The 23581-nt window shown below is 69.7% G+C and carries 16 protein-coding genes and 3 pseudogenes; 10 read left to right on the top strand and 9 right to left on the bottom strand.

Going from position 1 to position 23581, the window contains the following annotated elements:
- Window positions 1–4: 4 nt before the first annotated feature.
- Together ACWDAS_RS23400 and ACWDAS_RS23405 are read right to left on the bottom strand one after the other, a co-directional pair.
- Window positions 5–2053: a hypothetical protein gene (locus ACWDAS_RS23400; RefSeq protein ID WP_450394057.1), complete on the bottom strand. Its 2049-nt coding sequence runs from the start codon at window positions 2051–2053 to the stop codon at window positions 5–7.
- A gap of 129 nt (window positions 2054–2182) precedes the next feature.
- Window positions 2183–2398 (bottom strand): hypothetical protein, encoded by a 216-nt coding sequence (locus ACWDAS_RS23405; protein WP_450394059.1) that lies wholly within the window; start codon window positions 2396–2398, stop codon window positions 2183–2185.
- 202 nt (window positions 2399–2600) lie between these two features.
- On the opposite strand from ACWDAS_RS23405, the gene ACWDAS_RS23410 reads away from it, so the two are divergent.
- Window positions 2601–2861: a hypothetical protein gene (locus tag ACWDAS_RS23410; RefSeq protein ID WP_450394061.1), complete on the top strand. Its 261-nt coding sequence runs from the start codon at window positions 2601–2603 to the stop codon at window positions 2859–2861.
- 149 nt (window positions 2862–3010) lie between these two features.
- Window positions 3011–3163: pseudogene (locus ACWDAS_RS23415) on the top strand (transcriptional regulator); the annotation flags it as partial.
- 109 nt (window positions 3164–3272) lie between these two features.
- On the opposite strand, the gene ACWDAS_RS23420 reads toward ACWDAS_RS23415, so the two are convergent.
- A complete protein-coding gene (locus tag ACWDAS_RS23420) occupies window positions 3273–4184 on the bottom strand; it encodes a helix-turn-helix transcriptional regulator (RefSeq protein ID WP_450394063.1) in 912 nt (303 codons plus the stop codon).
- Window positions 4185–4402: 218 nt separating this feature from the next.
- Here ACWDAS_RS23420 and ACWDAS_RS23425 point away from each other — a divergent pair, with 218 nt between their 5' ends.
- The 3 genes and pseudogenes from ACWDAS_RS23425 to ACWDAS_RS23435 all read left to right on the top strand — a co-directional run.
- Window positions 4403–5380: an aldo/keto reductase gene (locus ACWDAS_RS23425; protein WP_450394066.1), complete on the top strand. Its 978-nt coding sequence runs from the start codon at window positions 4403–4405 to the stop codon at window positions 5378–5380.
- 106 nt (window positions 5381–5486) lie between these two features.
- Entirely contained in the window at window positions 5487–6521 is a 1035-nt protein-coding gene (locus ACWDAS_RS23430) for a zinc-binding dehydrogenase (protein WP_450394069.1), read from the top strand.
- Between the two features lie 84 nt (window positions 6522–6605).
- Window positions 6606–6761 (top strand): annotated as a pseudogene (locus ACWDAS_RS23435) (aldo/keto reductase); the annotation flags it as partial.
- A 345-nt stretch (window positions 6762–7106) separates the two neighbouring features.
- Here the strand turns inward: ACWDAS_RS23435 and ACWDAS_RS23440 are convergent.
- Both ACWDAS_RS23440 and ACWDAS_RS23445 read right to left on the bottom strand, forming a co-directional pair.
- Complete coding sequence (locus ACWDAS_RS23440; RefSeq protein ID WP_450394072.1) at window positions 7107–11093, bottom strand: S8 family serine peptidase; 3987 nt, start codon at window positions 11091–11093, stop codon at window positions 7107–7109.
- Between the two features lie 417 nt (window positions 11094–11510).
- Window positions 11511–11639 (bottom strand): hypothetical protein, encoded by a 129-nt coding sequence (locus ACWDAS_RS23445; protein WP_450394290.1) that lies wholly within the window; start codon window positions 11637–11639, stop codon window positions 11511–11513.
- Between ACWDAS_RS23445 and ACWDAS_RS23450 the strand changes: the two are divergent.
- Window positions 11638–11826: pseudogene (locus ACWDAS_RS23450) on the top strand (RNA-guided endonuclease TnpB family protein); the annotation flags it as partial. The gene ACWDAS_RS23445 and the pseudogene ACWDAS_RS23450 sit on opposite strands and share 2 nt — an antisense overlap.
- Window positions 11827–11839: 13 nt before the next feature.
- Here the strand turns inward: ACWDAS_RS23450 and ACWDAS_RS23455 are convergent.
- The 3 genes from ACWDAS_RS23455 to ACWDAS_RS23465 all read right to left on the bottom strand — a co-directional run bounded on the left by ACWDAS_RS23455 (window position 11840) and on the right by ACWDAS_RS23465 (window position 18766).
- Window positions 11840–12457, bottom strand: a complete 618-nt coding sequence (locus ACWDAS_RS23455; protein WP_450394075.1) for a hypothetical protein — start codon at window positions 12455–12457, stop codon at window positions 11840–11842.
- Window positions 12458–13122: 665 nt separating this feature from the next.
- Window positions 13123–13941 (bottom strand): inositol monophosphatase family protein, encoded by an 819-nt coding sequence (locus ACWDAS_RS23460; RefSeq protein WP_450394077.1) that lies wholly within the window; start codon window positions 13939–13941, stop codon window positions 13123–13125.
- Between the two features lie 175 nt (window positions 13942–14116).
- Window positions 14117–18766: a family 78 glycoside hydrolase catalytic domain gene (locus ACWDAS_RS23465; RefSeq protein WP_450394080.1), complete on the bottom strand. Its 4650-nt coding sequence runs from the start codon at window positions 18764–18766 to the stop codon at window positions 14117–14119.
- 566 nt (window positions 18767–19332) lie between these two features.
- Between ACWDAS_RS23465 and ACWDAS_RS23470 the strand changes: the two genes are divergently transcribed.
- From ACWDAS_RS23470 to ACWDAS_RS23480, 3 genes are all read left to right on the top strand, one after another.
- Window positions 19333–19767, top strand: a complete 435-nt coding sequence (locus ACWDAS_RS23470; protein ID WP_450394082.1) for a hypothetical protein — start codon at window positions 19333–19335, stop codon at window positions 19765–19767.
- A 528-nt stretch (window positions 19768–20295) separates the two neighbouring features.
- Complete coding sequence (locus ACWDAS_RS23475) at window positions 20296–20664, top strand: DoxX family protein (RefSeq protein WP_450394085.1); 369 nt, start codon at window positions 20296–20298, stop codon at window positions 20662–20664.
- 501 nt (window positions 20665–21165) lie between these two features.
- Window positions 21166–21990: an enoyl-CoA hydratase/isomerase family protein gene (locus ACWDAS_RS23480; RefSeq protein WP_450394088.1), complete on the top strand. Its 825-nt coding sequence runs from the start codon at window positions 21166–21168 to the stop codon at window positions 21988–21990.
- 465 nt (window positions 21991–22455) lie between these two features.
- Here the strand turns inward: ACWDAS_RS23480 and ACWDAS_RS23485 are convergent, their stop codons facing one another.
- On the bottom strand, window positions 22456–22635 hold the full coding sequence (locus tag ACWDAS_RS23485) for a hypothetical protein (protein WP_450394089.1): 180 nt from the start codon (window positions 22633–22635) through the stop codon (window positions 22456–22458).
- A 133-nt stretch (window positions 22636–22768) separates the two neighbouring features.
- On the opposite strand from ACWDAS_RS23485, the gene ACWDAS_RS23490 reads away from it, so the two are divergent.
- Entirely contained in the window at window positions 22769–23419 is a 651-nt protein-coding gene (locus ACWDAS_RS23490; protein ID WP_450394091.1) for an HAD family hydrolase, read from the top strand.
- The last annotated feature ends 162 nt before the right edge of the window (window positions 23420–23581 follow it).

Genomic DNA, 23581 nt, shown 5'->3' on the forward strand with positions numbered 1-23581 from the left:
ACGGTTATGGATCGCGTCGGGGTGGGGCGGGCTCGGAGCCGGTGCGCGGGCCCGCCGGGGGAAGGGCGGCCGTAGGCGCCCCGGTTGCCGAAGGCGTGCCGGGTGGTGAGGGAGACTCGGGTGCGGATGGTGTGGATGGTGCGGGAGAGTCGGGTGGTGAGGGGGGGGCGGGGGTCGGGGGGGTGCTTGACGCCGATGGTGTGGACGGCGGCGTGGTCGGCGGCTCCGACGGTGCGGGAAATGCAGGCGGCGAAGGAGGCGTTGACGGCGTCGCGCTGGACGTCGCACTGGGCGTCTCGGTGGAAGGGCTCGGTCTGGCCGAGGCCGCGGGTCCTCCGTTGTGGGGCGCCGGACGTCCTGTGCCTGACGGGCTCGCACTCGTGCGGGTGGCCGAGGGGCCGGGGGGGCTCGCAGTGGCAGGGGCTTGGGAGACGCCGGGTTGAGGCGTGGCGGCTGGGCGGCTCACCGCGGGTGGCCCGCCGGCCGGGTACTCCGGTACGGCCTCGTCCGCGGAGGGCTGACGAAGGGCCGGATCGACCGGGCGGATCGTAGGCACCCCGGGCTGGAGAATGGGCGTGATCGGCGGCCGGGGCGGCAGTGGTCGGGGGGCCACGCCGGTGAACCACGCACCGCACACAGCAGCGGCTCCCACGAGCACGCCCGCACAGATCACCCCGCGCAGCCGCGTCCTGCCCTCGGTGGCCCGGAGGGTGGCGCGGACCAGCCGCCCACCGATCCGCACCGACAGATAGGCGGCTCCCGCCAGGGGGACGATCAGCATCAGGCTGCCGACCACGCCCATCGCCCCGGCGGCGAACCGGCCGTCGGTGAAAGCCTCCCAGGTGCCGGTGAGCTGCTCGGACAGCGATCGCAGACCGGTGGCCACCAGCCGCGGGAGGTTCCACAAGGCGTATCCGAGCTCACCGAGCAGCAGGGGCACCATCGTCAGCACCCAGACAGTGACGATGACCCGGGCGGACCGCTTGAGGTCCGCCACCTCCGCAGCCACCGGGCGGCCCGGCAGCATGCTCAGCAGGATCGGCCGGATCTTGCCGTAGAGGTCCGGGATTCCGGCGAGGTCACCGAGGATGTAGTAGCCGTCCAGTCTTACGGCGGGCATGAGTTGCTCGATGACCTCGAAGTGCGCCAGGTAGACGGCGCCGAGGAAGAAGGACTGGCCCGTCAGGACGTAGCCTGTCGTCAGGACCAGCATGAAGACGACGTTGAAGTAGATCCCGCCCAGGTCGGTGCGCATTCGGCCGGCCCGTCCGATGCGGTAGACGTCGGTGACGTCGGTGTACATGGACGGCCAGATCAGGAAGAGGCCGCAGCCGATGTCCCCGGGTCGCGCGCCCCCGTACCGGCACGCCGAGGCGTGGCCGAACTCGTGGAAGACCAGCGAGCCCACGGTAAGGGCGAACACCGCCAGCATCAGCACCGGTTGCTCCAGCACGCGCAACACGGGTGCCATCGCGCCGTGGACGGCGAACAGCCAGGCTTCCATGACAACGGCGGCGGACAGGACCGCGGCCACCACCGGCGGCCGGTGAAGCCAGGCCAGGGCCTCGGCGATACGGGCGACCCGCCGCGCGGGGAAGACCACCCGGTGGCCCTTGAGGACCAGCAGCAGGTCCGAGCGGGGGCCGGTGACCTGGTCATTGTCCTGGCCGAAGGGAACTGTGAGACCCAGCGGCTGCAGTTTCCGCTCGATGAGGTAGCGGACGTTGTCGGCGCTCACCTGCCGCCCAAGACGCCCGGTGACAGCGTGCGAGACGTCCTCGATGTCCCGTACGCCGTCGATGGCACTGGCCACCAGGTAGAGCAGTCGCGAGAGCTGTACGACCTGTCCGTCCGCGCGGCGCACGAGGTAGCGGGGTTCGGTGAAGCCGGACCCCTGGTACTCACCGAGGAGTTGGAGCCCGGCACCGCGCCGCGGGACCGGGCATGCCGGGAGGCCGCCGCTGCCCCCCGACGCGCGGACGCCCTCACCCGCCTCGCGGACGGTCACCCCCGCGCCATCGAGGCGATGCGTCGCCGTGTGACTGTCGGTCACCGTCCTGCCCTTCTTCCCGGGGCGGACCGCGCCCCATGGGACGCGGTCCGCGCACGCGCGGGTCTTGCTGCCGGCGGACCGTTGCATCCAAATGGTCCGCACGCCCCGGAGCGGGGGTGCGAGGGTGAGCTACTGCTGGATGTAAACGGTCTGCGCGGCCTCGGACTGGGCCACCGCGAACGGTGAGTCGAAGTTGCCCGCGAAGGACTCGTTGTGCGCGTGGACCTGGGCGAGGTGCCGGGTCAGGTGATTGCGCCGGAAGAAGCTGAACCTGAGCTTGCCCAGGGCCTCACGGCCGGGCAACAGCTCCGCGGACTCAGCATCCAGCTCCCGTTCGTCGAGCATGGTGGTTCCTTTCGCTCAGGGCGTGGCGGACGAAGCCGACTCCAGAGTCCGTCCATCAACGCCGGACAATCGTCTAGTGACCTTGGACGCTAGTCCGTCCAACAAACCCGGACAAGCGACTCGCCGCAAAACGGGGCAGATGTAGATATTCTCTCGTCCCGAGGCAAGTGAGCCGCACAAAGCCTCGGCGAGAGGGGTCCACGTGCTTGTCGTCCAGGGAACGTCCGCGACCGCCGTCGTCCGCGACCGGACGGGAGAGCCGGTGCTGCTTCTGTCGGGCGAACTCCCCGAAGTCCTCACCCAGGCCAGCCTGGGCGAGCTGCTCAACCTGGCCTCCGCCGTACTCACGGGAGAGGAAATGGACCTCTTCCGCGGCTGCCTGGCGGCGCTGCGCTGCGGTGAGAAGATCCAGGAACGCACCGTCGAGTTCAACGGCGCAGTGCTGACCGTCTACCGAGGCTGACGGTCCGCGGTCCGCCGCCCCGGCCGGTCGCAGACGTCGCCCACGACCAGGCCGTCGTCCTGGACCGCTCCGGCCAGGGCGAGCCGTAGACACATTCCGCCCGGCAGGTACTCATGAACTCACGGTGCAGGCAGTTTGCCTGAAAACCGCTCACCCTCGCCTACGCAGGCCTGGAGATGGCGGTCGAGCCCGGACTCACCCCCACCATCTGCACCGCCGAACCCGGCTCCCCTTCTGAAGAAATCCTGCGCCTGCCGGCGTCCACGGCGGCCACTCCAGAGGGCAACGCCCCAGGTGGCCGACTGACCGCCCGTCACGAAGTTTTCCGACGAGCCGGTGCCGGACGCCAACTCCCGCGAACTCGACGCGTCATCCTGGCCTGGAAAGCAGGCCCGGCGCTCCTGTTCAGGGCTACTGGCGGGGCTGCTCCGCGTCCGCCCCGGACGGACCCGGCGTGGGCTGGGGTGCGGTCATGTCGAGCAGGAGCAGGGCGTCATGGTCGGGGGTGCCGGGTTCGGCGGTGTAGACGCCGATGCGCTGGCCGGGGGTGCCTTCCAGGTGCATGGACTGGGAGGTGAGGGTGACGGTTCCGACGCGGGGGTGGTGGAAGGTCTTCTCGGCCGGCTTGCGGCCGGTGACCTCGTAGCGTTCCCAGAGCCGGGCGAAGTCGGGGCTTTTGAGGAGGAGTTCGCCGACCAGGTTGGTCAGGTCAGGGGCGTCGGGAGCGGTGCCGGCGACGGCGCGCAGCCGTGCGACGCAGGCGGTGATCTGGCGGTCCCAGTCCGGCAACAGGGTGCGGGCGGCCGGGTGGAGGAAGAGGTAGCGGGCGAGGTTGCGGTGCCTGGCCGGCCAGTCCTCCAAGCCTGCGTACAGAGCAAGGCCGCCGGGGTTCCACGCCAGCATGTCCATGCTTCGGCTGATGACGTAGGCGGGGTTGGGACGCAGCGACTCCAGCAGCAGCTTCAGGTGCGGGCGCACGGTGCGGCTCGGTGCGGGTGGCGGTTCGGGCGCGTAGCGGGCGGCCCGGGCGGCGAGATCCCGCAGGTGCTGGTGTTCCTGATCGTCCAGGCGCAGCGCGCGGGCGAGCGCGTCGAGCACGGACGGGCTGGGGCGGGTTTCCTTGCCGCGCTCAAGGCGCACGTAGTAGTCGATGCTGATCCCGGCGAGTGTGGCCAGTTCCTCGCGGCGCAGTCCGGGGGTGCGGCGCAGCCCCGCGCCGACGGTGAGACCGGCCTGCTGCGGACTGGTCTGGGTGCGGCGGGCGCGCAGGAAACAGCCCAGCTCCGCGCCTTCGCTGCCGCCGGTGAGGTGCTCGGATGCCATGGCTTCAGTGTCACACCGCTCTGACCTGGGCGGCAGCGGAGTGGGGGGCCCTGTCATTACCCCCGAACAGCCCGCCCTGCCTTCGGCTGCAGAAAAGCACCAGGGTGGATACACAACGGGCCGCGTCCGCCGGCCGTCCCACATGCCGCGTCGAGCGAGCACAAAACGGGGACGGCAGGCGTGGCGCAGCCGGCCAGACGACGGAGCGGAGAGAGCGGATGCGGTACATCAAGCTGCGTGACCTGGAGGTTTCCCGGATCGGTCTGGGTGCCATGGGTATGTCGCACGGCTACACCGGTTCCGGCACCGATGAGGCGGAGTCCGTGCGGACCCTGCACCGGGCGCTGGAGCTGGGCGTGACGCTGATCGACACCGCCGAGATCTACGGCCCCTACAGCAACGAGGAGCTCCTCGGGCGGGCGCTGAAGGGGCGGCGCGAGCAGGTGGTGCTGGCGACGAAGTTCGGCCTGGTCTCACACGCGGGCGAGGGGGCGTGGAATCTGGACAGCAGTCCGGCCAACGTCCGCACGGCCGTCGAGGGCTCGCTCAAGCGGCTGGGCACCGACCACATCGACCTATACTACCAGCACCGTGTCGACCCGAACACCCCGATCGAGGAGACGGCCGGCGCGGTCGGCGAGCTGGTCGCCGAAGGCAAGGTCCGCTTCTTCGGCCTGTCCGAGGCCAGCCCGGACACCATCCGCCGCGCCCACGCCGTCCACCACGTCACCGCGGTGCAGTCGGAGTACTCCCTGTGGACGCGGGGCGTGGAGGAGCGGGTACTGCCGGTGCTGCGCGAGCTGAACATCGGCCTGGTGCCGTTCTCGCCGCTCGGGCGCGGTTTCCTGACCGGCACGATCCGCTCCACCGACCAGTTCGACGAAGACGACTTCCGGCGCGGCAACCCGCGCTTCACCGGCGAAAACCTCGAGCGCAACCTGGCGATCGCCGACGAGGTCCAAGCCGTCGCCGACGAGGTCGGCGCCACACCCGCCCAGGTCTCACTGGCCTGGCTGCTCGCGCAGGGCGACGACATCGCGCCCATCCCCGGCACCAAGCGCGTGGCCCGGGTCGAGGAGAACACCGCCGCCGACGGCATCGCGCTGACCGCCGAGCAGATCGACAAGCTCGGCAGCCTGCCGGTCGCCGCCGGCGAGACCCACACCGAGGCCCAGGCGCGGATGCTCGAACGCTGAGCCGGCCACCACCGTCCCGGCCGCCAGTGACCGGCCGGGATCTCCTACAGCAAGACGCCCCGGCCACCGCGGCCGGCAGAACCCTCTCCCAGCAGGAGCAGTTTTCATGCGTGCAGCAGTGATGTACGGAGCCGGCGACGTCCGGACCGAGGACCGTCCCGACCCGAAGATCCAGCAGCCCACCGATGCCGTCGTGCGCGTCGTGCTGTCCTGCGTGTGCGGCAGCGACCTGTGGCCCTACAAGTCGATGGCCGCCGCCGAGACCGGCCGGCCGATGGGGCACGAGTTCCTCGGCATCGTCGAGGAGACCGGCTCCGACGTGTCCGGACTCAAGGCGGGCGACCTGGTCGTGGCGCCGTTCACGTACTGCGACAACACGTGCGACTACTGCGCCCGGGGCCTGCACATGTCCTGCCGCAACGGCGGCCGGTACGGCTTCAACGGTGTGGACGGCGGCCAGGGCGAGGCGGTGCGCGTCCCGCAGGCCGCCGGCACCCTGGTCAAACTGCCCGTCGACGCCGACTCGGCACTGCTGCCCTCGCTGCTGACTCTCTCCGACGTAATGGGCACCGGTCACCACGGCGCCGTCACCGCCGGTGTGCGCCACGGCGACTCGGTGCTGGTCATCGGCGACGGCGCCGTCGGGCTGTGCACGGTGATCGCCGCCAGGCGCCTCGGTGCCGAGCAGATCATCCTCATGGGCCGGCACACCGCCCGCACCGACCTCGGACGTGAGTTCGGGGCCACCGACGTCGTCGCCGAACGCGGCGAGGAAGGCGCCGCCCGGGTGCGGGAGCTGACCGGCGGCGACGGAGTCGGCAAGGTCATCGAGGCGGTCGGCACCCGCCAGACCATGGAGACCGCCCTGGCGGCCGTCGACGACGGCGGCACCATCAGCCGCCTGGGCGTCCCGCAGTACGAGGACGGCCCCGTCGGACCGTCGATGATCATGCGGAACATCACCCTCACCGGCGGCGCCAGCCATGCCCGTGCCTACATCGAGCAACTCCTGCCCGACGTCCTGGACGGCACCATCACCCCCGGCCGCGTCTTCGACCAGAACTTCTCCCTGGACCAGGTCCCGCAGGCCTACCAGGCGATGGCCCACCGCCGCGTCCTGAAGGCCCTCATCACCCTCTGAGCGATACCTGCGGCTCCGGTCGAGTCCCGACCATCCACCCCTGCATCAGCCCACTGCGGCATCCGAGCGACAATGAAGATCCCCGTGCGGACCGTCACCCTCAACAACGGCGTCCAGATGCCGATCCTCGGCTTCGGCGTCTACCAGATCCCGCCGGAGCAGACCGAGCAGGCCGTCTCCGACGCCCTCGCCGCCGGCTACCGGCTCCTGGACACCGCGGCCGGCTGGCGCCCGCAAGAACGCATGTGACCAGGGCGAATACAGCTCGGATCTGGACAAGGAAAGTCAGAGCCACAGACCCCGCACACCACCGGCTCTGAACCGCAGCAGCATGCTGGTGAGTCACGGCAGACCGCAGGCGTTGTCGCAGGCGTTACCGCGGGCCGGAACCGGGGTGCAGGCGACAGTGCACGGGATCGTGCACGCCAGAGCGAACGGGACACCGCACGAGATCGTGCCGACCTGCCGGAACCAGTCCACCGTGCCCACGCGCCGGCCGCCAGGCCCCATCCATGCCGCGTTGCAAGCCGCCTGCCGGTGAGCGGCCGGTGCCTGACGCCTCGCGTCAGGCACCGGCCATGGGGGTCACTTCAGGCCGAAGGCCCGGGTGACGGTCTGGGTGATGCCGCCGCCGTTGCGCTGCTTGGCGGTGACACGGATGGACACGTAACCCGCTCGGGCCGGCGCGTGGAGCAGCGTCTGCCAGGTGCCCTTGCGCTCCTTCAGAGCCTGTGGCCGCCAGGTCGCCCCGTCGTCGTAGGACACCTCGAGCCTGACCGAGGACACCGCCTCCTTGGTGGCGTCACTGCCGACGACGACGGGCTTGACGGAGAAGGCCGACGTGCGCTTGGCCCGCCCGGCGAGGTCCAGGTCGGTTTCGTAGTCGAGTTGGGCGAGCGGGATGGCCTGGTCGTCGGCGTTGCCGGAGATGAAGTTCCACTCCGTGTGTGTGGTGGCGGAATAGGGGGTGAGGCCGGTATACCCCTTCGTGTCGGTGACGAGGCGATAGGGCAGTTTCTCCGGTGCCAGGTCGCCCACTCCGAAGTCGGGCCGTGGCCCGTTCTGCATCAGCAGTTTGTCTCCCTGGTAGAGCGCGAAGCTCCGCGACATCATGGACCCCGTCTCGCCGCTGTGGGCGGATCCTCCGTCACCGAAGCCCGCGATCATTCCGCCCATGGCGTTGCCGACGCGGTGCGGGATCTCGAAGCTGACCATGCGCGGCCGGGTGATGGGACCGAACCAGTGTTCGCTCTGCACACTGCGCGGCCGGTAGCTCGCGATGTCGGTGAAGGTCGCCCAGCCGTCGATGCTCGCGTATTGCTGCCATTTGACGCCGTTTCCGGCGGAAACCCAGTCGGTACGGTATCCCGGGGCGACCGGCTCCCTAGGGAATGGCGGAACCCGCACCGACCCGTACACGGCATAGGGGTAGGCAGCCGGCCAGTACTCGTACGACGGGCTGTCCTCCCGGCTCTCCAGGACCCGCTTGCCGGCGGGCGGGGCGAAGACGTTGTCGATGCGGGCGAGGCTGCCGGGATCCGTCAACGCGGAGGGGTCGTCCGGCACGCCTCCCTGGTGATAATCGGCCAGGTCGTACAGGTACCGCGGCGCGGGGTGGGCTTCGACCACCAGCTTCGTCCCGTTCTTTCCTGCGGACTTGATCCTCTTGATCAGGTCCCCGCCCTCGTCCATGGTGATCGAGGCGACCGGAATCCGTCCGGTGCTCGTGCCATCCGGATCGCCGTACCAGTCGCTCTTTCGGCCGTCGCCGTCGCCTGCCACCAGGAGCATGGCAGCCCCCGCGGCGCGCGCCGCCGCTGCCTGGTCCGTGGGGGCCACGGCGTCGCTGCTGCGGACGACGACTGCCTTGCCGCGGGCAGACAGGCCGGCGTACTCGGCGGGCTTGCCGGTGCCGGCGAAGACAGCGCCCACATGGGTGGTGCCGTCCCGGAACTGCGCGGATCCCGGCTGGACCAGCAGGGTGTCGTCGAGACTGCGTGCGCCGTAGGTGATCTTCAGTGGAGTCTGCTTGGCCCGGATGCGGGTGGTGAAGACGAAGCTGCCCTTCTTCACCTTGCTCTTGGTCGGCAGGGCCCACAGGCTGTCATAGGCGGCGGAGGGCATGAGGATCTCGTGCAGCGCCTGCCAATCGCCGGGCGTGGGCTCGGTCGAGGTGAAGGAGCGATAGAGGTCGATCCTGCTGGACGTGACGGCCGTGGGCTTGGGCGTGGCCACCTTGACCTGGCGGATGCGCGAGGCGTCGAACTCGACTGTCCGGTCGGTCGTCAGGTCGAGCTCGGGAACGGTCAGTACCGCGTATCCGAGGGAGTGCGGGCCGTGGCGGCCTTCCACATCCAGCGTGGAGACGACCGTGTAGGAGCCCGGGGCCCAGCGGCTGGTGAGTTTCCCGTCCTGCACCCACATGACGGTGGTCGTCCCATCGGCGCCGGTGATCTCGACCTCGCCGCTGACGGGCTTTCCGGACCGGTCCCTCAGGTGGACGGTGAGGTCGTGCTTCTCGGACTCGACGGACAGTCCCACGGCCGTGTGCACCGCACCACCTGCATAGCCTGCGGTGACCTGGGCGGCGTACTGGCCGGGAGCCAGTCCCCTCGGGTCCGCCACCAGGTCGACCGTCGAGGATCCGCGCGCCGGTACCGTGACGCGGTCGGCGGCGAGGGTGAACACGCCCGCGGGCGAGGCGCCGCGATCGGCCGAGAGCTCCAACGTGACGCGGCGGTCGGCGGTGTTGGTGTAGGTGATCTGCCGCTTGACCGGCTTCCGCGTCCCGTCCGCCGTCCACGGGACGAGTCCCGCGTCCACCGATCCGGTCGCGACGACCTGGTCCCGAAGGTAGGCGGCAGCCACGTCCAGCCGGCCCGTACCGGCCTGGTAGGGACTGTAGACGGGGGTCGGCGCGCTGGTGCTCATCAGGGCGTCCTTGATCTGCCGACCGGTCCACTCCGGGTGCTTCTGCGCCAGCAGGACCGCCGCCCCGGCGACATGGGGCGCCGCCATGGACGTGCCACTGTCCGAGCGGTAGTAGCCCTCGCCCCCATCGTTCATGTAATGGGAGCGCGCCGCCAGAACATCCACACCGGGAGCGGTCAGGTCAGGCTTGAGGGCATCGTCGTTCATCCGCGGCCCGGCACTGGAGAAGTCCGCGAGGTGGTCGGATGCGTCCACCGCGCCGACGGTGAGCGCGGCGTCCGCGGTACCCGGCGCGCTCACCTTGTAGGGACCGTTGCCGCTGTTGCCCGCGGCGATGACGAACAGCGCACCCGTCTGGGCACTCAGCCGGTTCACCGCCTGGCTGAGCGGATCGTCCTGGGTGTGCCACGCCGGCGTGCCCAGGCTCATGTTGATCACCTTGGCGTGCTCGGTCCGCGCCGCCCACTCCATACCCGCGATGATCCCGGATATCGCCCCCGACCCGTTGTCGCCGAGGACCTTGCCCACCAGCAGATCCGCGCCAGGGGCGACACCGCGCTCCTTGCCGTCGGAGGCGGCACCCGTCCCGGCAACGGTGGAAGCAGTATGGGTGCCGTGGCCGTTGCGGTCGACGACGTCCTCGCCCGGGACGAAACTGCGCGATGCCACAAGGCGGTCGGCCAGGTCCGGGTGGGTGGCGTCGACTCCCGAGTCCAGCACGGCAACCCGTACCCCGGCGCCCGTCGCTCCCGCAGCCCAGGCCGCGGGAGCACCGACCTGCGCCGTGGTGTCGGCCAAGGCCGCCTCCGCCTTGCCGTCCAGCCACACCTTGTCCACACCGGCGGCGAAGGACGGCGCGACCGCGTCGTCCGCGGCCGCACCGGTCCGCGCCGCCGACCGCTGGACGTACTGCCCACCGGCCGCGGTGCCGGAGCCGGTGAGGGCGGACCAGAAAGCGGCGGCCTTCGACCGCCGGGCCTCAACGGCCGCTCCGTGAACGGAGGGCAGGTCCAAGGTGGTCTTCGCCCCCGGCAGCGCAGCACCGGACGGCAGTGCGTCATCGGAGGCGCCGCTCCTGAGAGCGGAAGCGCCCTCGGCGTGGGTGATGATCAAAGGGAGCGCATCGGCATGGGCGTCGTCGTAGCCCTGATCCACCAGTCGCGTGACGTTGAACAGCTGCTTGTCGAGCCGCCCGGTCGCGACATAAGCCATCGCCTCATCGGGATACACAAAGGTGTCACCACCCTCGGTGGCGACACGCACCGACCCTCTGGCTCCCGGCACGCGCTCGACGTCCAGCAAGGAAGCACGCTGACCCGGCTCCTGAGCCAACATCACCTTGTCCCCGGTGATCAACGTGACTGCTACCGGTGCGGACGGCGCGCCACCGTGTCCACTCGAAGCGGCCCGCGGAAGCGCCGACTCAGCGACGCCGTAGGCCGCCACAGGGACAACCAGGGTGACAACAACAGCTGCGGCGACGAACGCCGCAGATCTTCGGGCGAAGGGAAGCAACACCATTCCTCCAGAGACAGTGATCGAGCGAATCCGACCACCTCTGAAGGGAAAATGTAAAGCCCTTGAACAAATACCAACCCGGCGGTAGCGTGCACCCCGTCCAGCCCTCACCAAAAAGGTCACAGCCAGACAGTCCGCACAGGTCAACCCGTAGTCAGAAACCCAACTGTGACCCGTCGGTGCACTTCCACCCCTTATCGCCCGACATCAAATCCGCCGGATTCTCGAAGTATTTACACACACGAAACAACTGAGTGACCTCACCCCTGCGGTGACCCAAAGTGAATAAAGCGGCCGAACGGAACCCGCGACCCGCCCTGCAGCTCAGGCAAGCCGCGCCAACGGGCTTACCCACCGGCCCTAACAGGACAATCCAGGACTCGCGTGATCAGTTCGGTCAGCTCGGCGTCGCGAACTGCACGCGGGCCGGGAGTGCCGGCCCGGCGGCCGTAGAAGGCGGTTCTGGAGACCTTCAGCAGTTCACACGCTCGTTGACGTCGTGGCCGCTCTGCTTCTCCGCCTCGATGAACGGGTGCACCGTCACCGGGTCTCCTGCGCGAAGAAAGCCGTGGCCCCCAGCTCCTCGCGTTCACTGCTGGTCAGCCCGTCACGCTCACCGGCGTCGGCCTCGGCCTGCTCCACCCAGTCCCGCACCGCGCTCTCGGTCAAGCACGCACTTCCTCTTTCCGAACGTACCTACACCTGCACCACGTGCGCAGCCGTCTCCCCCAGGGACAAGAACTCCGCCCGCGTGATGCTGGTCCGGGCTGGTCTCAACCCGGCTGGTGCCGATCGTGTAAGCGCTGATGGACCGCCGGTCCCCAGCCCACGTGAGCCAGGAATCCCCGCCTTGTAGGACGGGGAGGATGTCAAAACGGGCGATCGGTCGTGCCCAGGACGACGAGTTCGGTGCTGTCCAGCACCTCCGCGAGCGCCTGTGGCGCGCGGCGCATATGGAAGTAGTCCCACTGCGCGCGGCGGATCACCTGGTCCGGGTGGCTGAGCGCGCGCAGCACGTCCCGGTGCAGGGCCTGGGCCCAGACGTAGCCCGGTTCGCCGTCGACGTCCATGTCCTCCGCGTCGATCGGGGTGTCCGCGAGCGCGGAGGCCAAGCGGTGGCTGTCCACGGGCCCGGCGGCGAAGTCCAAGAACGCAGCGGGGTCAGCCCCCAGGGGCGCTTCGTCGGCACTCTCATCGTCCCGGCCCGGCCAGGAGTCGTAGCGGTGGGCGCGCACTCCGTCCCGCCAGATCTCCAACTCCAGCCGGTCGCCGTCGTACTGGAAGGCGGCCAGCACCGGGGCGCCCAACTCGGCGCTGATCGGCCCGGCGAGCGCGAAGACACTGTTGTCGTCGACGGACCGGTCCGGATGGACGAGGCAGAATCTCGGCCCGGCGGGGATCGCGTAGCCGGCCGCGCAGACCTCGCGCAGGACGGGGGCCGCCTGTTCGAGCGGTACCGGAATCAGAATCGTGCCGTACGTGGTCACGGCCTCACCTCCCGGGACGCGGTGACCCTACGCGGCGGTGAAGCTGCGAGGCAAAAGAAATACGCCCGCTTCGGACTCGCGCTCGTCCGATGGCCTCTCCCCGAACCCCAGCGGTGCGTCCGAACGGTGCACCGGCCGACCTGACGAGCCTCAACGGGACTTCCTGCACCGCAACCACTCGTGCCCGCTCACCGGCGGACCCTCCCTTGCGGCGTCCGTCCACAGACCGAGGGCCGCACAGGTGGGGAGACCCATCGAGCAGGTGTGGGATCACCCCCGAGCAGGAGGTGGCCGTTTTCACAGAGCGCCATCACAGACCGCGCCTGCACGCGCGCACCACAAGCCGGCAAAGAGGTCACCGAAGGAATGCGTCTACCTGCGGTTTCATGGCTCTCAAAACGGTGGTGATCCCGCACTCAAGTCGTCGGATTTGCTGAAGAGCAGGCGGTGTTCGGACCGGGAGCTGTGCGGCGGCGTGCCGCGCGGTGAGATGTGGACATGGAGGTCCTGCTGGCCGGCTTGATCGCTGTCGCTGGAACTCTGTCGGGACGCGATGTCCGGGATGCGCGGACAGGCGGCGTCGATGGCGTGCGGGGGCGGGCCCTTGGGATCGCCTCCCTGACAAGACGCGACCAGGAGGCCGCCCCTGCTGGTGACCTTCCCCGTCAGGTCGCCGCTGCGGTGGACCGCAGCACATCCAGAACTTGGCTGTGGACGTGGCCGTTGCTGTAGATGGCCGCGCCCGAGGAGATGCTGTGCTCACCGTCCAGGTCGGTGACCGTCCCTCCCGCCTCCTCGACGATGGGGACGGCGGCGGCGATGTCCCAGGGGTCGGCGGCCATGTGGAAGAAGGCGTCCACTACTCCGGCGGCCACCAGCATTGCTCCGTGGCAGGTACCGGCCCAGTTCGACAACGGGCCGCCGTCCGCGCTGAGCTCGATCAGGCGCCGGCCCGCCGCGACGCGTTGCGGTGGCACCCACGCACCGAGCGGCCACAAGGCGATCGTCGCCTTGCCGAGTGTCGCGATCGAGCTGACCGCCAGCGGCTCACCTCGCCCGCGCTTCTCGTCGGTGGACGAACCGGTCCAGGCACCGGCTGAACGTGTGGCCCACCAGCGCCTCCGCAGCGCCGGCGCCGAGATCATGCCGGTGACCACCTCGCCGTCCGCTTCGACCGCCAGGAGAGTGCTCCACTGGGGCCGACCAGCCGAGAAGTTGGCCGTTCCATCGATCGGATCAAGAATCCATCGCCGTGCCGCACTCCCGTGGCTGCCGAGTTCCTCACCGATGACGAGGTCACCAGGCCGGCTGGCTTGAAGCGCGTCGCGAAGGGCCCTCTCGACCTCGCGATCGGCCTGGGTGACCGGACTGCCGTCGGCCTTTGTCTGTGTCGGCACGGCCCCTGCGGCAAAGTACTTCATGGAGATGCCATCGGCTGTGTCAGCCAGCTGCTGGATGAGCTCAAGATCCTCGGTCGCGGTCATGGACACGAGAGTCTAGACGTGCCCTGACAACGGGCGTCGTTCGCTGCCCATCACCCCCGCGGTGGACGTGCTCGACCAGGCCGAGGTGGACAGCGTGGTCCTGCCCTTGCCGCGGGTCGTGTGCCTGAGAACCCCGTCACAGGGGTGCTCAGGCACACGACGGTCGCCGGCGGCATCAGCCGACTGGCACCACCCACACGTCGGCGATCGAGGGGTCGTAGTCGGTGCCGGTGTCCTGGAAGCGGAGCCGCACGGTGCCGTCCGACGAGCCGGCGGAGGGGTCGACCACGAACTGGTGGGTGATGGTGCCCTGGCCGCCCTCGCTTCGCCTCAGGTCGACGCTGTGCACCACCTCGCCGTCGACCTGGACGTCATAGGTCTTGCGCCGAGCACCGTCGAAGGTCTCGACGATGCGGACCACGAAGCGACCATGGGAGGGGACGGCGGCATCGAACTCCAACCAGCCACCCGGGTAGGAAGAGTGGGTGTAACGGCGTGTCAGCCCGGCCTCGATGTTCGTCCCCGAGTGCTCCGACGCCGTCAGCCGGTGGGCGGACTCCGACGGCCCGTCACCGAGGTCGACGTGGTCGCTCGACTCCGCGGGTGGGGTGGGCAGCGAGACCGCGATCGCGCCGGTCGCCTGCTCCGCCGGCGTCGAGCCGGTCATCACGGTGACCGTGGCCTTCTGCTCGACGACGGTGAGCGGCACCGTCACGACGGCTTGGACCGTCCTCTTCTCCCCCGGGTCCAGGTGGTAGCCGACCGGGTTCGGCGTCGGCCAGCCCTCAGGGAGGTCGAGCGTGAGCTTGCCGGACTGCACGACATCGGTGCGGTTGGTCAGCACGGTGGCGGCGGTGGCCGCCTCACCCGGGCCGGCCGGGTCAGGCGTAGTGGACACACCGTCGATGGCGACGCCGGGGGCGACCACCAGGCCCGCCGACACCGGTAGCGTCGCCGTTCCTCCCGCGTACCGGTAGGACACCGAGCCGGTGAGGTCGGCCATGGACGCCTGCGCGTCCGCCGCGACCGTGACGTCGTAGGCGTGCTCGAGCGTACTGCCCGCGCCTGTGGTGGACGCGTGCCGGCCCACGGACTTCACCGTCCAGCCGCTGGGTGCCTGCACAGACGAATCGACGCCGGTCAGCGGTCGCTTGCCGGTGTTCTTCAACGCCACCGTCACGCGGACGACATCGCCCGGGAGGATCTCGCCGGCCGGCACGTCCAGCGTGGCCACTGCGCCGACCAGGCGCGACGATGCCCGCGAAAGGGTCCGCTCGATGCCGGCCAGCGCATCGCGCAGCGCTGTGGCCGCTGTCTTGTCGATGGCTCCCTGCTCGGCGTACGTCTGCGTCCATCGGTCGAGGTCTGCCACGCCGGCGAGCGCACGGTGCACCGCGGCGGCGGTCAGCCGCTCGTCCGCGCCCTGGCTCTGCAGGCGCCACGCAGCTTCGAGCTCCTTCCGCATCAGGGCGGTGCGGAGCTGCAGGTGACCCTTGGCGATCTTGCCGGGACCGCGCGCCGGCAGCGCGTCGACATCGTCGGCGAACGACGCTGCTTGTGCCCGGGCCGCCCCCAGGTCCCCCAGCACCGGGTCGACCGCGAACGCATAGTGCCCCGAGCCGATCTCCAGCACCACGTTCCCGCCGGCCTGCTCGACGTATCTCACGTCGTCGACCTCGCTGATCGGCGTGCCGCCCTCGGTGACCGCCCAGCGGTTCGCCGCCGGGATGCGCACCTGGGCGGTGGTGTTCGCCGGCACGGTGACGTCGAGCTTCATCGACCCGCTGGTCGTGCTCCACGCGCTGCGCACCGTGCCGTACGGCGTCTGGTGACTGAAGTCGACGTGGTCGATGCCCTCACCGGGCTCCGGGGCGATGAGCACCTTGCGGTAGCCCGGCTCAGCGGCTGAGACGCCCGCCATGGTGCGGTACATCCACTCGCCGACCGCGCCGTACGCGTAGTGGTTGAACGAGTTCATCCCCACGTCGTTGAAGGAACCGTCGGGGTTGATCGAGTTCCATCGTTCCCAGACCGTGGTAGCGCCCTTCCCGATCTCGTAGCCCCAGGACGGGTAGTCCTTGTGCTGCAGCAGCCGGTAGGCGATGTCGGAGCGGCCCGCCTGCGTGAGTGCCGGCAGCAGTCCGTCGACGCCGAGGAAGCCGGTCGACAGGTGGTAGTCGCGGCGCTCGAGGGTCTTGACGAACTTGGCGACGACCTTGTCGCGCCGGTCGGCGGGGGCCAGGTCGTTGGTCAGCGTCAGGATGTACGAGGTCTGGCTGTCGCCCTTCACGGTGCCGTCGGCGCCGATGAACGCCGCCTGGTACGCCGACCTGATCGCCTCGTAGCGCTGCTGGTACGCCGCCGCGTCGCCGTTCCGGCCGACGGCGGCCGCCATCTGCGCGAACTCACGTGTGCTCTTGGCGACGAACGCGGTGTCGAGTACGTCGGCCGGGGTCGCGTCGTCGAGGTTGAGCCAGTCGAGATAGCCGCCGGCGGAGCGGATGTGGCCGGTGGAGTCGGCGTCGAGGAAGTCGACGTACCGCTTCATCATGTCGTAGTTCTCGCGGATGACGTCGGTGTCGCCGTACGCCTGCCACAGCGTCCACGGCACGTGCACGCCGGCGTCCATCCAGCCGGCCGACTCGTAGCCGCCGTCGAAGCGGCCGGGGACCACGGGGGCGACGCCGGGCAGCGAACCGTTGGGCCGCTGGGTGTCCCGCAGGTCCTGCATCCACTTGGTGAGGAAGGACTGGGCGTCCATGTTGTAGACGGCGGTGCGGGCGAAGACGTCGATGTCGCCGGTCCAGCCCATCCGCTCGTCGCGCGCCGGGGTGTCCGTGGGGATCGACAGGAAGTTGCCGCGCATGCCCCAGACGATGTTGTTGTGCAGCTGGTCGACCAGGTCGGAGTTGGTGTCGAGGCTGCTGGTGAGGTCCCCGTCGGTGCCGACGACGACACCGGCCAGGTCCTCGGCCGCGGGGGCCTCGTCGACGCCGGATATCTCGACGTACCGGAAGCCGTGGAAGGTGAACGACGGCTCGAACGTCTCCGGCTGGTCGGTGGCGAAGGTGTAGTAGTCGGTCGCTTTCGCGCTGCGCAGGTTCGCGGTGTAGAGCGTGCCGTCGGGGCTGAGCACCTCGCCGTGCCGGATCCTCACCGTCCGGCCCGGCTCGCCCTTGAGGGTGAGGCGCACGTGGCCGACCATGTTCTGCCCGAGGTCGTAGAGGTAGGTGCCGGCGGTGGGCGAGTCGATCCGCTTCGCGGTCCTGAGTTCCTGGGTGACCCGTACGTCGACCGCGGTCTGCGGTTCGAGTACGGTCGTCGGCTCGTCGCGGACGTCCGCCGTGGCCCAGCTCGCGTCGTCGAAGCCGGGCTTGTCCCAGCCGGCGACCTGCTTCCCCACCCGCGCGTCGTAGGACTCGCCGTCGAGCAGGTCGGCCTCGCGGGTCGGACCGGAGGTGGTGGTCCAGGTGCCGTCGGTACGGATGGTGGTGCTCGTGCCGTCGGTGAAGTCGACCAGCATCTCGGCGATCACCGAGTTGTCCTTGCCGTAGACGTCGGTGCCGAACATGGCGACCTTGCCGCTGTACCAGCCCGGTGCGACCTCGGCGCCGAGTACGTTGGCGCCGTCGCGGACCTGCCGGGTCACGTCGTAGGTCTGGTAGTCGATGTGTTTGTCGTACGCCGTCAAGCCGGGTGCGAGTTCGGCACTGCCCACCCGGGCGCCGTTGAGCCGCAGTTCGTACACGCCGCGCGCCGATGCGTAGACGCGTGCCCGGGCGACCTTCCTGCCGCCGAGATCGAACTCCTTGCGCAGCAGCGGAACGGGCTTGTCGCGGCGCAGCCAGGCCTCGCCGCCCGCGCTGTCGACGCGCAGGCCGCCGGCGGTCACGGTGCCGGACGCGAAGGTGCGGTCGCCCGCCGGGAAGGCGGTGTCGACCAGGACGGTGCCGTCTGCGCTGTTGACCGTGACGTCGCGGACCAGACCGCGCTCCGCGCCGCTGGTGCGGAAGCCCATCGTGCCGGGGCCGCCGAACGTCGCATCGGTGCGCTGGTCCAGCTGCTTGCCGTCGACGGTGGTGGTGATCGTGTCGCCGTCGACGGCGATCGCGTATTCGTGCTCGGCGGCGAAGTCGAACCCGGCCGGGAACGGTGTCGCTTTGAGGACCGAGTAGCCGCTGTTGCGCTTGACGTGCGGGCGCAGCGCGTCCTCGGAGTCGCTGATCTGCCACATGTAGGCGTTCTCGGTGTCCTGACCGCGGAAGTAGACGCCGAGCGCCCCGTTGATGTCGGAAGCGGTGAACTTGATCGTGTAGTCGGTCCACTTGGCACCCAGCGCCGGTGTCTGCGCGCCGATCCACGCGGCGGTCCACGGCCGGTCGCCCAGAGCGGTGCCGAACTTGGCGGGCGCGCTCCACTGGGTGGCGATGCCCCGGTCATCCCATACGCGGACGGACCAGACGTAGTCGGTCTGCGGCTGCAGCGCGGGGCCGCCGTAGCGGACGTCGACCGACTGACGGGAGGAGACCTTGCCGCTGTCCCAGACGTCGGGGTCGTCGAGGCGGTCGACCGAAGAGGCGACGTGTATCTCGTAGGCCCGCTGCGTGACGCCGCGGCGGTCGGAGTCGAGCTGCCAGCCGAGGGTGGGCGCCGTCAACGGTATTCCGAGCGGGTCGTCAAGGGCGTTGACCCTCAAATCGCCGACGCTCGTTGCAGCGACGTCGGGGGCGGCGGGGGCGGCGGGTGGACTCGCTGCTGTCGCCGTCGCGGTTGCCACCACGACGAGGACTGATGCAGCGACCGCCGCGGCGATCTGCTGACGCACGGGCGCTCCTCAAGAAGGGTACTGAAACGCTTCAATCACACTCCGAAGGCCATCACCCCTCCATGGCAACGAGTTGGACAGATTTAGTGGATCAGATTCGAGAGATCATTGAATCGGTTTAAGTCGACGGGACCATCCATCGCATCCACGTGGTGGCGGGTCGGCCCGACGCGGCACTGTCGGCGGCGGCAGCCGGTGGGCTCGTGGCTCGGCCCGCAGACGGCCGCAACCACAACTCCCGGCTTTGCCCTGACGGCCGGTGCAGGCGTCGGTCCAGCTCGGCAGGAGCCGACGGTGGGCCGTCTTGGAGGAAGCGCGAGAGTCCCCCCGTGCAGGCAGGGGCGGTCCGCGCCTGCGGGCCGGTTCTCGTGGACATGGGGCGGCGCTCCCCGCGCAGGCGGGGTGGTCCGGCCAGCACCGCCCTGCCCTCGGAGCAGGTCGCGTGCTCGCCGCGCAGGCGGGGGTGGTCCGAGGTCACGGATGCGGCGCCGGCCTTCTCGCCCTACTCCCCCAGGCGGCGGCGTCCGCCCTTGTCGCCGCCCACGGCGGTCTGGAACGGATACCCCGTGGGCACCTGGATGAAGAACCAGCGTACCGCCGGACGACTCGCCGGCGCCCTCGCGCAGCGGCGCGAGGCCGGGCAGCCGGTCGGTACCACCGGCGGGGCGCTGTCCGAGGAACGCAGAGACGCGCTGGAGACCATCGACCCGTCCTGGTGTCCCACCTGGCCGGGGGCGTGGCAGCGCTGCCACCTGCTGTGCCGCGCCCTCGTCGAGAACGGCCAGCCACTCCCGGTCGTGCCGGGCCAGGTCAGCGTGCAGGGCGAGGATTTGGGCGCGCGGGTCCAGGCGCAGCACCTGGGGTGGGATGCGCTGCTGCCCGCGCAGGCCTGGATGCCGGAGAACATGCTCCGCCTCTGTGGCGGGGGGACCGGGCCGGATCCGCACGGAACGCTCCCCCGCCGCGTGCGACACAAGGACACGCACCATGCCGGCCCTTGACTCACCACGGGGTGGCGACGCCTGACCGGCAAAGGACAAGCGCCGACCGCGACGGGGGGACACGGTCGGCACCTGCTGCCACAGCCTAACTCCTTGACGCGTCAATGTGTGACGGGAATCAAGGAGGCGGCCCCGAGTGTGAAGCCGACCTCGCCTCGTGATGACTCATGAACACCCGAATTTGCTTGACGTGTCAAGTAGTGCTTTTATGGCGCACGAGGGGTTCGGCCCTCGGAGTGTGTCGCTCTGCCACCCGTCTGAGGTTGAAGAGCCCGGGCGCGGCATCAAGAGCCTGGCCAGTCACGCCGAACCCGGGCCGGGCAGAACCGAACGTTTCCGCATGACTCGCCGCCCCATCGTCGATCGCTGACAGGCGCAGAAGGGCGGGTCCAACGGAGTCGGCACCGCCAGGCCTGCCTTGCCGACGAGTGAAGGCCACTTGTCGGCCGAGGCGAACTCACCGGGACGCATCGCGAGGCCCCCCCCTTCGCGCTAACCCACCGTGCTCTTCTTCGACTAGGAACCATTGTGTACATAGCCGCTGTCATCCTCAGCAGTCTGCTCGCCCTCGTCTTCCTCGCCGCCGGCGCTCCCAAGGTGCAGCTCAAGGGCGCCGTCCCGGACGGCCTCATCCAGAAGGGGCTCAGCTCCAGCCTCGTCCGCTTCGTGGGACTCGCCGAGGTGGCCGCGGCCGCCGGGCTGGGTGTCGGCATCTGGTGGCAGCCGCTGGGCATAGCAGCCGCGGCAGGCACGGTGGTGGTGCTCATCGGCGCAATCTGCTTCCACGCCAAGAAGGGCGAGTACAGCGACAGCGCCACCCGCAATGCCGCCATCACCCCCATCGTGCTGCTACCCGTGGCCGTGGCTGCGGCCGTCACGCTGGCCGCGTCACTGTAGGAGCGGCCGCCCGACTGTGCTCCGAGTCCACCGTCCGCGGAAACCAACCGCGACGGCTCCCCCGACCTTGCCGTGGACATCGGCGGCAGGGTCGCCTCAGGCGCGGTCGCCGTCCGCGAAGGCCGGCCGTTCTCGCGGCACCCGGAGGTCGGCCGGTTGGGTGCACAACTAACCCCGGCCCCCTCACCGACGGCCGCACGGTCACGGCTCGAATGCCATCCGGATCACCCGTCCGCGCCGGGCCAGGTCTCCGACCTCGGGGACCTGGCCTTCTGGTCGTTCTCGACCCATTGCACAGCACCGCTCAGACCCATGGGCGACAGGGCTCAGGGCGGACCCTGGGGCCCTTCGTCGATCCGCGAGTGTGACCGCGGTCTCTTCGCACGCCGTCGGAGCTCCCCTATCCTTGCTATAGAAAGTAAAGTCAGAGTCTCCGACCAGCACGGGCCTCACAGCACTGTGCGTCGACCTCCGGCATCATCATCAGCAAGGAAAGAGTTCATGAGCGCACACCAGCAGTTCCAGGTCCAGGAAGTCAGTCCGTCCTACTGGAGGGTGACCTTCTCCAACGGAGAGATCAACCTGATCGACCCGGACACCATCGAGCAGCTCGCGGAACTGATCACCCGCATGGAACAGGCTGCCGACCTCACCGCTGTCGTCTTCCGCAGCGCGAACCCCGACTTTTTCATGGCGCACTGGGACATGCTGGCCGACCGCTCCCGCGTGGCCGCCATGAAGCCGGCCCCCTCCGGTCTCCACCCCTTCGCGGACAACCTCCGCCGGCTGGCCATGGTGCCCGCTGTCACCATCAGCGAGATCAACGGACGCGCCCGCGGCGCAGGCAGCGAGTTCGCCCTGGCCACCGACATCCGCTTCGCCGGACCGGGCGCCATACTCGGTCAGTTCGAGGTCGGCATCGGGTCGGTCCCGGGAGGCAACCCCAGCGGCCGGCTGCCGCGCATCCTGGGCCGGGGCCGCGCCCTGGAGATCCTGCTGGGCGCCGATGACTTCCCCGCCGACCTGGCAGCGGCATACGGCTACGTCAACCGCGTCGTACCGGAGGACGAACTGGCCCAGTTCGTCGACGCCTTCGCCCGCCGGGTCGCCGGGTTCGACAAGGTGGCGGTACAGGAGACCAAGGCACTTGTCGACGCCGTCACCGAGCCGTCGGTCCAGGAAGCCGGCACGGCCCTGGCAGCCTTCTTCCGGACCTCCGGCAGGCCCGAGAACGCCCACCGCATCAAGCACCTCTTCGACGGCGGCCTCCAGCAGCCGGACGGCGTCGAACTCAACCTCGGCCGGGAGGTTGGCCTCATCTCCTGACCCTCCCAGCACCCGCTGCTTTCACCCCGCCCGGTGCCGCTGTCCGTGCTGGTGCAGGTCGCCGGGCGGCGCTGGAGTACTGTGAGGGCCGGGCCCCCTTCCGTGCTCAGCCCGGCGATGCTTATCGTCCGGGTACATGCGAGCTCGGGAAGGAGGCCCTTGGTGTCACGTAGGGGTGTGGAACTTCACGTATTTCCCCAACGGCAGCGTCGGCTTCCCCACCCAAACATTCGAGCCCGACTCCCTCGTAGCGGCTCTGTCAGCCTCTTCTGCCGGCGTGCTACCGCGACAACCGCATCACCCGATCAAAGCCCTGACGAGACCACCCTGGAGTTCCTGCGCTCCGCCTTCGAGCCGGAGTGGCGCCCGGCACTCGGAGACGAAGTCGTCGCGGCGTGGGAATCCGGGAACAAGGTCGTCCTCCCGGAGCCGTACCGGAGCTTGGTCGCCGAATTCGCCAACGGGTCATCCCTGGGGCCGCCGGAAGATGGCGCCCTTCTGCCCCTCGGCCGGCTCCCCCCCGGACTGGCCCGACCAGGGGATCGGAATCCCGCCGCCCAGTTCCCGCTCCAGGAGACCTGGGCCTGGGAAGGTGAGCCCCTGGTCGAAGACCACCACGAGCGCGTCGCCACCGTCTGCAACCACGGCTCTGGGAAAACACGTGAGCATCGACACTCGATCCCCACTTCTCCCCGCAAGAGGCGACTGGGGTGGCGTGGATGGGCCTGGATCGGGTCCCATCGCCGAGCGGGCCCGGGAACGCTTCTATGCTGCCCAGATGATCAAGCCGATCGAACTGGTGATATTCGACTGCGACGGGGTTCTGGTCGACAGCGAGCGCATCGCTGTCCGGGTCCAGGTGGCCCTCGGCGCCGAATTGGGCTGGCCGCTCACCGAGGATGAGGTGGTGGCCCGGTTCATCGGGCGTTCGCACGCCGCGATCCGCGAGCAGGTCGCCGAACGGCTCGGGGAAGAGACGGCCGCGGTCTGGGCCGAGCGGTTCGAGCAACTGCACCGTCAGGCCGTGGACGCCGGGCTGACCCCGGTGGACGGGCTGCCCGAAGCGCTCGACGCGATCACGCTGCCGATCTGTGTGGCCTCCAGCGGTTCCCACGAGAAGATGCGCCACACGCTGGGCCGCACCGGCCTGTACAAGCGGTTCGCGGGCCGTATCCACAGCGCCACGGAGGTGGCGCGCGGCAAGCCCGCCCCCGACCTGTTCCTGTACGCCGCCGAGCGCATGGGCGTCGATCCGGCCGCGTGTGTAATAGTCGAGGACAGCCGCCCCGGGATCCAGGCCGCCCGCGCCGCCGGCATGCGCTCCCTCGGCTACGCCGGCGGGCTCACCCCGGCCGAGCAGCTCGAAGGGCCCGGCACCGTCGTCTTCCAGGACATGCGCAAACTGCCCGTCCTGCTGAGCAAGTTGTAACGCAGGGCTCCTATGACACCGTTTGTAACGCAGGGCTCCTATGACACCGTCGTCCGGGAAAGCCCTGGGGATGCCGCCGGTGCCGGCTGGGCAGCTCGGCGTCGACCTGGGCCGGTCCTGCCGGTGCGGGACCGCCTGCGGCCTCGGTGGGTGCGAATCGGA

The organism is Streptomyces sp. NPDC001070, from assembly GCF_053598835.1.

What these genes read in the sequence shown, in the direction of transcription:
- ACWDAS_RS23405 (WP_450394059.1), bottom strand. Translation starts at nt 2,398, where the DNA reads ATGCTCGACGAACGGGAGCTGGATGCTGAGTCCGCGGAGCTGTTGCCC.
- ACWDAS_RS23420 (WP_450394063.1), bottom strand. Translation starts at nt 4,184, where the DNA reads ATGGCATCCGAGCACCTCACCGGCGGCAGCGAAGGCGCGGAGCTGGGC.
- ACWDAS_RS23425 (WP_450394066.1), top strand. Translation starts at nt 4,403, where the DNA reads ATGCGGTACATCAAGCTGCGTGACCTGGAGGTTTCCCGGATCGGTCTG.
- ACWDAS_RS23430 (WP_450394069.1), top strand. Translation starts at nt 5,487, where the DNA reads ATGCGTGCAGCAGTGATGTACGGAGCCGGCGACGTCCGGACCGAGGAC.
- ACWDAS_RS23460 (WP_450394077.1), bottom strand. Translation starts at nt 13,941, where the DNA reads ATGACCGCGACCGAGGATCTTGAGCTCATCCAGCAGCTGGCTGACACA.
- ACWDAS_RS23480 (WP_450394088.1), top strand. Translation starts at nt 21,166, where the DNA reads ATGAGCGCACACCAGCAGTTCCAGGTCCAGGAAGTCAGTCCGTCCTAC.
- ACWDAS_RS23490 (WP_450394091.1), top strand. Translation starts at nt 22,769, where the DNA reads ATGATCAAGCCGATCGAACTGGTGATATTCGACTGCGACGGGGTTCTG.